Consider the following 11,870-nt stretch of genomic DNA (forward strand, 5'->3'; position numbering starts at 1 on the left):
TGTCACAGCCTGGAAGCATGCGCTTTCATGGCCTTAGCTCCTTGCAGTGTATCATCAGGATTTTCCCGCGGCAAAGCGAAGAAAAGCCTAATATCCCCTAAATTCGGAATATTAGGCCTTGATCTCCGGTTAAACCTGCTTATTATTCATAAAAAGCTTCCATTTCCTCCACATCCCGCCCGATTTGATTCAGGATGCTCTTCCAATGCGCCAGCTCCTCCGGGGAGGCTTTGGAGCCCTGGATGCTCTGCTCCCATTCCGCCCACAGCCCGCGGAACGTTTCGGCGGTTTGCTCCTTGCGAAGCGCGATTTCCCGCTCATAATGCTCCCGGAAAAACGTCTCCATACTTTCTATGATCTCCTTCAGCTTGGCAAGCAGCGGCTCCTCAAGCTTCGCCCGCAGTTGCAAACGGCCGCCTCCTTCAAAAAACGCCTTCGGATTCTTAAAGAAGGGCCAGTAGGTCTCCGGCGTCAGCGTTCCGCCGTCCAGCAGACCCTCGGGGATCTCCGGCGTATTCCAGCTCGATTCCGCGTTTGAATAGCTGAGCGGCATTTCCAGAGCCGCCTCATGCCGGCGGCACCAGGTTTCCGCCTCGCGGCGAAGCAACGCCTCTGCTTTGCGCTCCAAGCGCAGCGTGGTGGCGAGCAGCTCGCGCTCCAGTTCGCCCGAGATTTGATCCAACCAACCGCGCATAGCGACGGTAAAATTGCGTTTCAGCGGACCGTTATGCTCCTGCAGCAAGGAGGGGTGGAAAAATTCGGCGAACAGCTCCAGCGCCTGCAGTCGGACCCGCTGCACAACGTGGAATAACAGCTCGGCGTTCTCCTGACTCCACTCCCGGCCGATATCGACCTGGACAAACTCGGTCACAGCCCGTTCAAAGACATCCCGGCGTCCGCGCAAAATGGCGAGCTGCTGCTCCGCGTTTTCCGCGTTTTGTCCAGCTGCTTCCGTCCATTTGAATAACCGTTCGCGCATCTGCTTCATCATTTCGGCCGCAGAGGAGACTGCGAGGTTCCCTAGATCGTGTTCCAGGAAAGCCGAGAAGCGCTGCCGGAAAAGAGAGAACCCCGGGTCATCCGCGGCATTCTCCCGCCCTGCGGCCATCGCCCGCATGCTGGAAACCGCAAATACATTGGGCTCCTGGATCCCTGCGGTGCGAAGGCCGTCCCGCACATGCGCTACGACGGCAGTTAACTCTTCCTCCGAAGCAGCGAGATCGGCAGCATTCACAACGAAGAACATTTTATCGAGAGCGAAGCTGCCCTTCATCCGGCCCAGCTGGCTTAACAACTGCTTATCGGCCCGCGAAAAGGCATGATTGTAATACGTCACAAAGATGATCGCATCGGAGTCCTTCATATATTGGAACGTCACTCCCGTATGGCGAGCGTGGATCGAATCCGCCCCCGGGGTGTCCACAAGCACGATGCCTTGTTCGGTCAACGGACAGCTGTAATATAAATCGATCTCCGCCACAAAGCAGGCTTTTGCTTCATTCGCAGCATAACTGCGGAACTGCTCCGCCTCCACGATCTCCACCTGACCTAGCCGCTCGGCCGATCCTGCCCATCCCGCTTCCGCCGCTTTCAGGAAGCTGTAATGAGCGCGGCCGGCCGCCGGAACGTCTTCGGGTTTCAAGCGCCGCACCACCTCAAGCCAGGCCGTTTCCTTCCATTCCCCCAAACCAAGGGCTTGGAATGAATAGGCCAGGTCTTCGCGGATCGCCTCGGCGCTTTTGAACTTGACGGCGGCCGTGTGATGGCGCTGGCCTCCGGACGGCGCCATCACGCGGATAATCGCCGCGGTGGTTGGATGCGGCGAGACGGGCAGCACGGCTTCGCCCAGCAAAGCGCTGGCGAAGGACGACTTACCGGCGCTGAACGCCCCGAACAGCGCCACGGTGAAGACGCCGCCGGGGGGATATGGCCCTGCCTCCTATACACATCTTCTAGTGGATCATCAGGATTTTCCAGCTCGGAAGAGCACACGTCTGAACTCCAGTCACGCGCGGCGGAAGCGCGCGGCGATGCCCGCGCCAACCGCCGCCGCGTAATGCAGCGTCGCCTCGCCGGACAACATCGCTCCGCCCGGAAGCGGCTCCGTGATCCACGCCTCCTCCGGCCTCGGCAGCCGCTCGTCCAGCTGTTGCTCCCAGGCTTCGCCCCAGACCTCCAGCTCTTGGCCGATCGCCCGCAGCTCCTGACGTACATGCCAATCTAGCTGCGCTTCAACCTGTTCCCCCAGCGCCTGGAGAAACTCGGCTTGACGCCCCTGCTTCTCCGCTTCCGTCTTCCCACCGGCGAACCAGCCTTTCGCCTTAAATCCCGGCGCCCGACTTTCCAGAAAACGCCCGGCCAGCTCGCGCAGCGGCGGTGTCATCAGTTGGGCCGTCTCCAGCAGGCTCCCGATGCGGCGCAGCCACTCCAACCTTCGCGACGCCCACACCTGCTCTCCCGAGGTTCCAACAACCTCCTCCAGTTGGTGCAGCTCTTCCTCCAACGCCGATATGTCCGTTTCGCCGCCCGCCTCTGCCTCAAGCCGCTCGCGCCGGGCCTGCTCCGCTTCGGACGCCCGGACCAAATACCCTTCGACCGACTGAGACGCTGAGGCATAAGCCCCGTATTCCAGCAAACCGTCCCCACGACCAAACAAGTCGCGGATCACCTGCTTCAACTGAGGCAGCATGTTCCCGGGCGCATCCTCCCGTTTCAAAGAAATATAAAAAATCCCCTGAGCCGCAATATTCCATACCCGAAACGCTTGGCTGACCGACGCTTGATAGTCCGCGAAGGCCAGCTCCGCTTCCCGGTGCTTATCGATCTGATTCACGACCATATAAACCGGCTTCCCGTAATCGCTCAGCGATTTGGCAAAGCTTAAATTCGTCTCCGAGGACACATGGTTATAATCCATCACATAAAACACGACGTCCGCCAAGTGCAACGCGGAATGCGTGGCGATCGCATGGCCGGCGTCATTGGAGTCGACCCCCGGCGTATCCAGCAAAACGCCGCCGCGGGGCGGCAGTTTCACTCGGTCCCACAGCTCTACGCGGGCGTATTCCTCCCCATTGCGGCAATAGTCCGCGACCTGCTCCACCGGCACTTCCACCTTGGCTTTCGTCGGATCCGCCGGCGTCAGCAGCGCACGCGCTTCCCCTTCCCGAATAAGCACCACGTTCGCGCTGGTGGGAAGCGGGCTGGCCGGCATCACCGCCTTGCCGCTTAATGCATTAATCAGACTCGACTTTCCTGCCGAAAAATGGCCGCAAAACGCAGCTACCAATTCCCGCCGTCCCAGCTTGTCGCCAACCTCCCGCAGTTCCGCTGCCGCGGTGTGGTCTCCTTCCCGATCCATCAGGTCCCGCAGCCGCTGCAGTCGCTCCTGCAAGGTGTGCTCCGTTTCCGTCATCGTCCCATCCATCCTAGCCCCTCCGTTTTCCACGCTGCGAAATCCAGTTTCATTTTTATTATTCACATTTTAACATTTCCCTGCGCGCTTGGAAACGCTCCCTTGCCGCGGTTCATCCGGGTTCGGCGGCATACCAAAAACCGCCTCCCAACGAGGCGGTTCAGTTCTACCATCAATTCCACACCATCTAATACAACCCGGCCTCTCGATCGGCCAGCACCTGACCGGTGAGCGACAGGTCATAGTCGCCCAACGACGACAGTACCCCGCGCAGCTCGGTCGATTCCAGCGCTTCGCGCAGCTTGGCGATCCACTCGCGGTTTTCCGGTTTGTTGAGGACAACGAGATCCACCCGCTCGAGGGTGAGCGGAACAAATTCCAAACCGGCGATCCGGGCCGGACGTTCGCTGCCAACCCCCACATCCGCCTGGCCTAGGGCTATTCGTCCCCCAAGCCCCATATGCGAGGTTTCCTCTTGAGAGTATCCGACGATGGTCGCCGGCGTGATCCCGTGCTTGCGCAACTGTTCGTCCAGCAGGACTCGGGCACCCGAGCCTTTTTCCCGGTTGATTAACCGAATTCCGGACCGAGCCAAGTCCTCCCAGGTTCGAATCCCCAGCGGGTTGCCTTGCTTGACGTAAAAACCGGCCCGGCGCGTAGCAAAATTCAACACCATATAAGGAAGGGAAATAAACAGCTTGCGAATGTACGGTAAATTGTACTCCCCGGTATCCCCGTCGTAGAGATGGGTGCTAACGATATCCGCAGAGCCGCTATACATGGCCACCAAACTGTCCATACTGCTGGCAAAGGACCGTAGCGGACGGCACGTACGAAGTTTGGATTCCAACGTTTTGGCCAACAAATCAAGCCCGGGGTCCTGACCGGTGATGACCAGCGTCCTCGCACCGTCCCGCGCTTCCATGCCGCCTTCTTCCGGACGAGGCGGTACAGGGTATGGAACCTGAAACACCGGCATACCGGCGGCAGCGGGCGATACAGCCCCGCCTTTCGCTTTTTGCTTATAAGCTTCCAGGTCGGTGGAGTCGACCCGCATCTGTTTGCCAACTCGGTAAGCGGGAAGTTCCCCTTTTTTGATCAGGTCGTAAACGGTTAGCTTGGACACCTTCAACAGCTTGGCGATTTCTTCTGCCGTATAAGAGATCGGTTCGGTCATAATGTGATGTACTCCTCATCCGTTTCACCAAAGTTCATGCAACTAGACTCATCTTACCGGGGATTCCCCTTTTTTTCAATGAAAACTCCCCCAAGGATCTATGCAGATCGTTATGTTTCGTATAATCTAGATATAATTAGATATAATTGAGGAGGGATACCCATGCATAAATTATTGAAACTGCCCTTTTTGGCGCTGTTCACAGCCCTTATCATGCTTTTACCCGCCGGATGCGGGGGCAACGCAGCCTCTTCCAACAAGGCTCCCTCCGTCAGTGCCGAAAGCAGCACAGCGGCGAACCCTTCGCCAACAACGGCCGAGAACCAATCCGAACCAACTGAGCAGGTCGAACTGCTCGTTTCTGCCGCCGCCAGCTTAACCGAAAGCCTCGATGAACTCAAAACTGTATTTGAAGCCAAGCATAGCAATGTGAAACTTATATTTAACTACGCGGCCTCCGGAACCCTTCAACAGCAAATCGAACAAGGCGCTCCGGCTGATTTGTTCCTGTCCGCAGGGACCAAGCAGATGGATGCACTGGTTGACAAAGACCTCATTAACCACAACCTGAGAACCAACCTGCTGACCAATGAGCTGGTGCTGGTCGTCCCAACGGACGGTTCCGTAAAGGTACTGGATATGGAAGACTTAACCAATCTCGGCGATATCGCGATTGGCACACCTGAATCGGTGCCCGCCGGGAAGTACGCACAGCAGACCCTAACTTCCCATCAGCTTTGGGAACCACTGCAACCCCATCTGGTGCTGACGAAGGACGTCAAACAGGTGTTGTCCTATGTAGAAACCGGCAACGTCGACGCCGGATTTGTTTACGCGACCGATGCCGCCCAATCTGACAAGGTGAAGGTGGCTCTGATCGCAGAGCCGGAAAGCCATGACCCGATTGAATACCCGATGGGTGTCCTGAAGAGCACCGTTCATCCGGTTGAAGCCAAGGCTCTCTATGAATTCTTATTGAGCGAGCAAGCAAAGCAAGTGTTCAGCCAATATGGATTTACCCCGGCGGAGTGATCTAACATGCTTGCACAAGTTAATTCGTCTTCCTTTTGGGAGCCTGTTGGATTATCACTGCAAGTGTCCATTGCCGCCACCGCCATCGCTTTTGCGGTTGGCCTTTTAGTGGCATGGCGCATGTCCGCCGCTTCATTCTATGGAAAAACGCTGGTGGAGACCGTCTTTCTGCTTCCCCTCGTCCTCCCGCCAAGCGTTGTTGGCTTTATTTTGCTCGTGATGCTAGGCAAGAACAGCTGGATCGGGCAAGCCGCGGATACCCTGCTGCACCTGAGCTTCGTATTTCAGCCACTCGGAGCGGTGATCGCAGCAGCCGTCGTTAGCTTTCCGCTGATCTATCAAACGTTGAAGTCCGGCTTCCAGGCGGTGGATAAAGAACTGAAGGACGCCGCCCGTTCCCAGGGAGCTGGGGAATGGCAAGTGCTTGCCTATATCGTGCTGCCGCTGGCCTCCCGTTCGCTGCAAGCGGCGGGTGTTCTTGGGTTCGCCCGTGCCCTTGGCGAATTCGGTGCGACCATGATGATCGCCGGCAACATCCCCGGCCGAACGCAAACGATTCCGACGGCGATTTATTTTGCAGTTGACGCCGGAAATCTACAGCTGGCCTGGGCCCTGACCGGCTGTACGATTCTGCTGTCCTTTGGTCTGCTGCTGATCTCCTCCCGATTAAAAAACGACTAAACCAAACACCCCGCCAGATCCCTTTCTGGCGGGGTGTTTGTTCTAGGCTTCATGCTGCTGGGCTAGCTCCTCCAACGCCCATTGCCTCAGCTCCCAATCGGCAACCGAACGCTTGCGTTCTCCTGCCGTTTGCCGCAGCCGGTGAAGAAGGGAAACGAGGAGTCCTTCGCTGACCTCCACCCCCTCCTTCCGGAGCACCTGACGAACCGAGCTACGCCCGGAATGTTTGCCCAGCAAGAATTCATGGTTCATGCCAAGTTCCTGGGGATTCAACGATTGATAGGTGCGCGGGTCTTTGAGCAAGCCGTCCACGTGAATGCCGGATTCGTGGGCAAACGCCAGCCGGCCAAGCAGCGGCCGAGCTTCGGGAATCCCTCTCCCGGCGGCCCGGGCTACGAGCTCTGCCAGGCTCTTCAAGCTTTCGGCGCGCACTGCGCAAGTCCCGTTGTAGAGATGCTTCCAGGCCATAACGACCTCCTCTAAAGGGGCGTTGCCCGCCCGTTCGCCGATCCCCAGCACGGTTGTGCTCGCCCACTTGGCGCCGGCTTGGATGGCCGCCAGCGTATTAGCCGTCGCCAAACCAAAATCGTTGTGACAGTGAATCTCCAGCTCAATGTCATCGGGACAGCCCGCCAGCAACGCAGCAACTCTTTCTTGCAAACCGCCGGGATAATGCATCGAGAGCGTATCGGCATAACGATAACGGCGCACCCCCTCACGTCCCAGCGCGTCCATCAGCTCGCGCAAAAACCCCAGCTCCGCCCGAGAGGCGTCCTCGAACCCCATCGAGACGGTTAAGCCATTCTCCAAAGCATAGTTCACTGCGGCCTTACCGAGTTCCATGATCTCGGAGCGTCCCGCTCCCAGCTTGGCTTTCATTTGAATGTCCGACACGGGCAGGGAGATATGGGCCCAATCCACCCCTGTCGAAAGCGTCGCGTCGATATCGGCACGCCGCGCTCGGTTCCAGGCCATCCACTGGATCGGGAGGCCTAAAGCCAGAAGGCGGCGAATCGCGGCGCGCTCCTCGCTGCCCATCGCCGGAATCCCCACTTCGGCCTGCTCGATGCCGCAAGCGGCCAAGGCTTTGGCGATTTCCAGCTTCTCCTCCACCGTGTAAGCCACACCCGCCGCTTGTTCCCCGTCTCGCAGCGTGGTATCGCAAATACGCAAGTTTTTCATGAATGAGCCCCCTATTTTATCGCGATTTGCAGCACGCACAATCCGGATTTCGCCGCAGCGCCACCACGAATTGGCTCAGGTCCAATGTATGGAACCGCAGCATTCGATGGACAAGCGGTTGACCGATCCCAGCGATCCACTTGACGGCTTCCAACGCCGCTAGACAGCCGACCAAGCCCGAGGTGGCGCCAAGCACCGGAAATCCAAATGGCTCCCAATCCTGTTCCCGTTCGGGATAAATACATGCCAGGCAAGGAGTTACACCAGGGATAATCGTCGTCAGCGAGACTTCAAACCCATACATCGCCGCTTCGACCATCGGTTTTCTCGCCGCAACGCACAACCGATTTAATTCGTACCGTTCGGGAAAATCGTATCGCGCATCTATTACGAGATCCGCCCGTCGAACCCAGTTTTCGCTTTCTGCGGTGATTTTGGCGTTATATCCTTCAATCACCACATCTGGATTCAGCCGCTTCAAGCTCCGCACCGCGGTTGCCATCCGCTCTTGGCCGATTTGATCTGCATCCATCAGAATCTGCCGGTTGAGATCCGGTTCTCCGATCACCCCTTCATGCGCCAAGATCAACCGGCCGATCCCCGCCGCAGCCAGGTAGAGCGCCGCTGTACCGCCAAGCCCGCCAATGCCGGCTACCATAACCGTCGCCGCTTTCAGCTTGCGTTGCCCTTCCCGGCCAAGCAAACGCAGCTGACGTTCGTACCGAAGGAACTCCCACGATTCCCCCTCGGCATTTCCCCCGTTCTGGCTTGAGACCTTCTCCCCCAAATGCATGTACGACATGCTTTCGCCCTCCTGTTAAACGGCCTTATTCCCCGCAAGCGGCCACATCCTTAAAGCGCGATTGCCATACGAGCGCTTCTTGCATTCCGCTGAGCACAAATCGATCCAGCTTCATCCTTGAAGTGAAGGGAAAACGCAGCCCGGCTCGAAGCGTCGTTGAAACCAGGATCAGTCGCCCGCTGCACACGATCGCCCTGCCGAAGCCTTCCTCGTTCATTTCGACCATACTTTGCACCAGGAAGCCGGTTTCCGTCTCCAGCGCGACCGCCATAGCCTGAAACACGTGCTCCACCTGACGGCGGAGTTTGGGGCTTGGACGGCAATCCCTGCTTAACGCTTGCTTCTCTTCCGACGAGAACAGCAGCAGCCGTTCAATCTTCTCCATCGGCTGAAGCCTGGCAGCCCTTCCCAACCCGTCCCAAGCGTCGATCAAGCCGCATAGGGAGTGATAAAACAGCTGTAGCAACCTTTGTTCCGCTTCATGCTGAGCATTTAAGGTTTCTTCCATCGCTCCCCCTCCTCTTGAGGCGATCCGTTCTCTTGTACGGCGTCCTCCTCGGCTCGGAGTACCTTACTTAGCCACATCGGCGGCTTCCCGCGAAGCAGCTCCAGCAGCTTGCCGACCTGATCCTCGATCCGCACGCCCGATTGCACTTTCACCGGCATCATTTTCCGCCGCGTGACCTTCGCTGCGGCGGAAGCCCCGATTTGAGTCAAAAACACGAGGGTACAATCCTCGATGAGTGTGATCCGCAAATCGATTTTCCCTAGCTCGTCTCCCGCAATGTGCGCGGGAACGCAACGCTTCTCCGAGGAAACGGCGCTGCCTTGGCGAATCTCATAAACCGTAAACATCGGGGCATGGCCGAAATGGGCGTTGACATGTTGCCCGTCATCCGTGGCGAACGCGACCCGCATGGCGTTTCCCCTCCCTTTGCATCAGCCGATTCCCGGCTTTATGAATCTGATCCATCGTCCCCCGATATCCGATCGTTAACGAGGTATAAGCGCCAAGCTCATCAAGAATTGGAAATCCCGCCGCCATAAAAGCCGCCCCGCAGCGCTCGGCGCTATGTTTTCCGTGGGAATTGCTAATCCAGAGCTCGGCCCCCTCCGCCAACCGTTCCGCATCCTCGAAATCGCCAATCAGGATATCCCGCTCCGCTTGTTGCAGGCTTGCCGCATCATACGAAACGACCAAAGCGTTAAACTCAACCCCCATCTCCTCTAACCATACAGTGGATGAAAGCAAATGATCCGGCTCTAAAGCGACCACCGCCTTAGCCCCCGCAAAATAGAAGTGGGCGTCCAGCATCGCGTCCAGCAGATTTTCCCGCTGCCACCGATATCGGACCGGAACCGATTCCCGGCTTAAATCCTGCAGAAAGTGAAAAAAAGCGTCACTGGCCTGAAGTCCCGTGAGGCCGGGGAATACGCGGTACGGAACCCCCGCCCCGTTAAACAGCCGCCGAGCCGGACGTTCCATACTGGAGCCAATGGCGATGGTGAACTCCGAGCGCAGCATCTGCCGCGCCGCATCCAGCGGCACGCCCCCTCGGGTTAGCGGGGTAAACCCGGTCAGCAAATGCCCTGACAACGAGGTTGATACATCAGGAAGGGCGAGCACATCAAAGCCAAAGGAACCGATGATTTCCTTGAGCTCCATGACGTCTGCGGCAGTCAACCAAGAGCCGGGAAGCAAATTGATTTGACGTTTGACCGGTTTTTGCGGTTTCCGTCCCGCTTGCTCCAGCAAGCCGTCAACCACCGCTTCGGTCATCGCGCTAAAGCCCGACTCTAACGAACCACGGTAGTCCGGAAGCGAACAGGCGACGACCAGCATATCCTTAAGGCACCGCTCCCTTTTGAATTTGTTCAGGGTTCCGGCGTAATCGGCTCCCGACGCCTCCGTTAACGCCGTGCTGATCACGCCGATACAATCCGGATGATGCTTTTCCAGCACCGTTTCCAACGCTTCGATCAAGTTTCGGTCGGCATCAAAGATCACATCCATTTCCTGCAAAGCGGTCGTTTGTACCGCCACGGGTTCATGGAAGTGCCGGGTCAGCAGTGTCTTGGCAAACGAAGCGCAGCCCTGGGATCCATGGAGGATCGGCAGAGAGCGATAAATGCCTTGCAACGCCAACACGCCGCCCAGCGGCTGGCTGGTTTTTAACGGATTACAGATCAGCGGTTTCGCATTTGTCCGCAACGTCATGAAGGATTCCCCCGTTCCCATGGGGCTGGCGAGCGAACCAAATCCCAGACGGGATGCTCCATCGCGAGGGTTAGCTGCTTGGCAAGACGAATCAAGCCGTCGTACCCTGCGTAAGCGGTATGCCGTTCTTGATTAATGTCTACGAACGGAATTTGCTCCTTCAGCGCCATATACATATTGCGACCGCCGGCAATCACTACGTCGGCCTTGCGCTCGCGCACCGTCTTCAGGATCCGTGCCGCTCCCCCATCGTCAATGTACGCCGCTTCTTCTCCAACTCGTTCGGCAATTCGCGCAAGATCGCCGGTGGTGCTTTTGTTCGTCCCGACGCCCACAACCTTGATTCCCAGCTCCTGCAGCGCCGTAATCACCGACCAGCTTTTGACTCCCCCCGTATAGAGCACCGCCTTCTTGCCTTTTAGCTTCTTCCGATAAGGAGCCAATTCGCGCCTGACGCGCGCTTCCTCCTGCTCCACCAGCCGGTCAACACGCCGCTCTACCTCCCGCTGATTCAACAAATAGGCCAACTGGCGGAGGGAATAGCTGGTTTCCTTGACTCCGTAAAAAGACCCTTCAAAATAAGGAATCCCGTATTTCCTCTCCATGTTCACGCCGAGTCCAAGCAATGCCCGGCTGCATACGATCATGTTGGCTTTTGCCCGGTGGGCTCCGGCGATTTCCCGAAACCGGCCGTCGCCGGTAATCCTCGCGTGAAGCCGAATGCCCGTCTGATTTAGCAGCCTTTCGATATCCCACAATTCGCCGGCAATGTTATATTCCCCGATCAAATTCACCCCGGATTCAGCAGTAACCTCTGGCTCCAGGCTCCCGATCACATGTTGGAACAACGCCTCCCCGGCCAGGCGGGTGCCCAGGTTTTTGCTGCCGACAAATCCCGGACTATTCACGGGCACGCACACCACACCAAGCTCTTCGGTCGCCTGCTTGCAGATCGCATCGATATCCTCTCCCGTCAGCGCCGAAATACAGGTGGCATAAACAAAAATCGCCGGAGGCGAATACCGCGTAGCGATATAATGAAGCGCCTCACGGAGCTTCCGTTCCCCGCCGAAAATAATATCGCGCTCGCCTACATCGGTGGTGAATCCATACGCCGACAACCGGGGGCCGCTCGACAGGCTACCCCGCGTCCCCCAACTGTTTCCTGCGCAGGCGCTGGGACCGTGTATCAGATGAGCCGCATCTGCAATCGGCAGCAACGTAATAAGCGCGCCGTCGAACGAACATCCTCCCGCAGCGCTGCCCGGTTTGGGTCGCGGGCACGGTTTGCTTTGCGGCGCTTCTTTGCCGCAGGATTCCTGAACTCCTGAATAACCCGTTAACCTGATCGCTTCCATCCGTC

11 protein-coding genes are annotated in these 11,870 nt (G+C 57.7%); 2 read left to right on the forward strand and 9 right to left on the reverse strand.

Translation table 11 applies throughout. The features are described from left to right. Positions 1-142 precede the first annotated feature (142 nt). The 3 genes from BN3277_RS12760 to BN3277_RS12770 all read right to left on the reverse strand — a co-directional run bounded on the left by BN3277_RS12760 (position 143) and on the right by BN3277_RS12770 (position 4,592). Entirely contained in the window at positions 143-1,903 is a 1,761-nt protein-coding gene (locus BN3277_RS12760; RefSeq protein ID WP_059043242.1) for a dynamin family protein, read from the reverse strand. 102 nt (positions 1,904-2,005) lie between these two features. Further along, on the reverse strand, positions 2,006-3,427 hold the full coding sequence (locus BN3277_RS26470) for a dynamin family protein (RefSeq protein ID WP_059043243.1): 1,422 nt from the start codon (positions 3,425-3,427) through the stop codon (positions 2,006-2,008). 175 nt (positions 3,428-3,602) lie between these two features. After that, a complete protein-coding gene (locus BN3277_RS12770; protein ID WP_059043244.1) occupies positions 3,603-4,592 on the reverse strand; it encodes a helix-turn-helix transcriptional regulator in 990 nt (329 codons plus the stop codon). 162 nt (positions 4,593-4,754) lie between these two features. On the opposite strand from BN3277_RS12770, the gene modA reads away from it, so the two are divergent. Then, positions 4,755-5,624: a molybdate ABC transporter substrate-binding protein gene (modA, locus tag BN3277_RS12775; RefSeq protein WP_059043245.1), complete on the forward strand. Its 870-nt coding sequence runs from the start codon at positions 4,755-4,757 to the stop codon at positions 5,622-5,624. 6 nt (positions 5,625-5,630) lie between these two features. Further along, entirely contained in the window at positions 5,631-6,305 is a 675-nt protein-coding gene (gene modB, locus BN3277_RS12780; RefSeq protein WP_059043246.1) for a molybdate ABC transporter permease subunit, read from the forward strand. Between the two features lie 42 nt (positions 6,306-6,347). On the opposite strand, the gene BN3277_RS12785 is transcribed toward modB, so the two are convergent. From BN3277_RS12785 to nifE, 6 genes are read right to left on the reverse strand one after another with little or no spacing between them, the layout of a single operon-like run. Continuing rightward, complete coding sequence (locus BN3277_RS12785; RefSeq protein WP_059043247.1) at positions 6,348-7,487, reverse strand: homocitrate synthase/isopropylmalate synthase family protein; 1,140 nt, start codon at positions 7,485-7,487, stop codon at positions 6,348-6,350. A 16-nt stretch (positions 7,488-7,503) separates the two neighbouring features. Further along, on the reverse strand, positions 7,504-8,289 hold the full coding sequence (locus tag BN3277_RS12790) for a HesA/MoeB/ThiF family protein (protein ID WP_232436418.1): 786 nt from the start codon (positions 8,287-8,289) through the stop codon (positions 7,504-7,506). Between the two features lie 25 nt (positions 8,290-8,314). Continuing rightward, positions 8,315-8,797: a DUF269 domain-containing protein gene (locus tag BN3277_RS12795; protein WP_059043248.1), complete on the reverse strand. Its 483-nt coding sequence runs from the start codon at positions 8,795-8,797 to the stop codon at positions 8,315-8,317. After that, positions 8,782-9,207, reverse strand: coding sequence for a NifB/NifX family molybdenum-iron cluster-binding protein (locus BN3277_RS12800; RefSeq protein WP_059043249.1), 426 nt, complete (start codon positions 9,205-9,207; stop codon positions 8,782-8,784). The genes BN3277_RS12795 and BN3277_RS12800 overlap by 16 nt, the downstream gene beginning before the upstream one ends. Then, positions 9,182-10,507, reverse strand: coding sequence for a nitrogenase iron-molybdenum cofactor biosynthesis protein NifN (gene nifN, locus BN3277_RS12805; protein WP_059043250.1), 1,326 nt, complete (start codon positions 10,505-10,507; stop codon positions 9,182-9,184). The genes BN3277_RS12800 and nifN overlap by 26 nt, the downstream gene beginning before the upstream one ends. Further along, positions 10,504-11,865 carry a nitrogenase iron-molybdenum cofactor biosynthesis protein NifE gene (gene nifE, locus BN3277_RS12810; RefSeq protein ID WP_059043251.1) on the reverse strand — a complete coding sequence of 454 codons (1,362 nt, stop codon included), beginning with the start codon at positions 11,863-11,865 and terminating at the stop codon, positions 10,504-10,506. The genes nifN and nifE overlap by 4 nt, the downstream gene beginning before the upstream one ends. Positions 11,866-11,870: the final 5 nt, after the last annotated feature.

This window comes from Paenibacillus rubinfantis (assembly GCF_001486505.1).
Classification (GTDB): Bacteria; Bacillota; Bacilli; order Paenibacillales; family Paenibacillaceae; genus Fontibacillus; species Fontibacillus rubinfantis.

Coding starts and splice junctions, on each gene's coding strand:
- nifE (WP_059043251.1), bottom strand. CDS start 11,865: ATGGAAGCGATCAGGTTAACGGGTTATTCAGGAGTTCAGGAATCCTGC.
- BN3277_RS12770 (WP_059043244.1), bottom strand. CDS start 4,592: ATGACCGAACCGATCTCTTATACGGCAGAAGAAATCGCCAAGCTGTTG.
- modB (WP_059043246.1), top strand. CDS start 5,631: ATGCTTGCACAAGTTAATTCGTCTTCCTTTTGGGAGCCTGTTGGATTA.
- modA (WP_059043245.1), top strand. CDS start 4,755: ATGCATAAATTATTGAAACTGCCCTTTTTGGCGCTGTTCACAGCCCTT.
- BN3277_RS12800 (WP_059043249.1), bottom strand. CDS start 9,207: ATGCGGGTCGCGTTCGCCACGGATGACGGGCAACATGTCAACGCCCAT.
- nifN (WP_059043250.1), bottom strand. CDS start 10,507: ATGACGTTGCGGACAAATGCGAAACCGCTGATCTGTAATCCGTTAAAA.
- BN3277_RS26470 (WP_059043243.1), bottom strand. CDS start 3,427: ATGGATGGGACGATGACGGAAACGGAGCACACCTTGCAGGAGCGACTG.
- BN3277_RS12795 (WP_059043248.1), bottom strand. CDS start 8,797: ATGGAAGAAACCTTAAATGCTCAGCATGAAGCGGAACAAAGGTTGCTA.
- BN3277_RS12790 (WP_232436418.1), bottom strand. CDS start 8,289: ATGTCGTACATGCATTTGGGGGAGAAGGTCTCAAGCCAGAACGGGGGA.
- BN3277_RS12785 (WP_059043247.1), bottom strand. CDS start 7,487: ATGAAAAACTTGCGTATTTGCGATACCACGCTGCGAGACGGGGAACAA.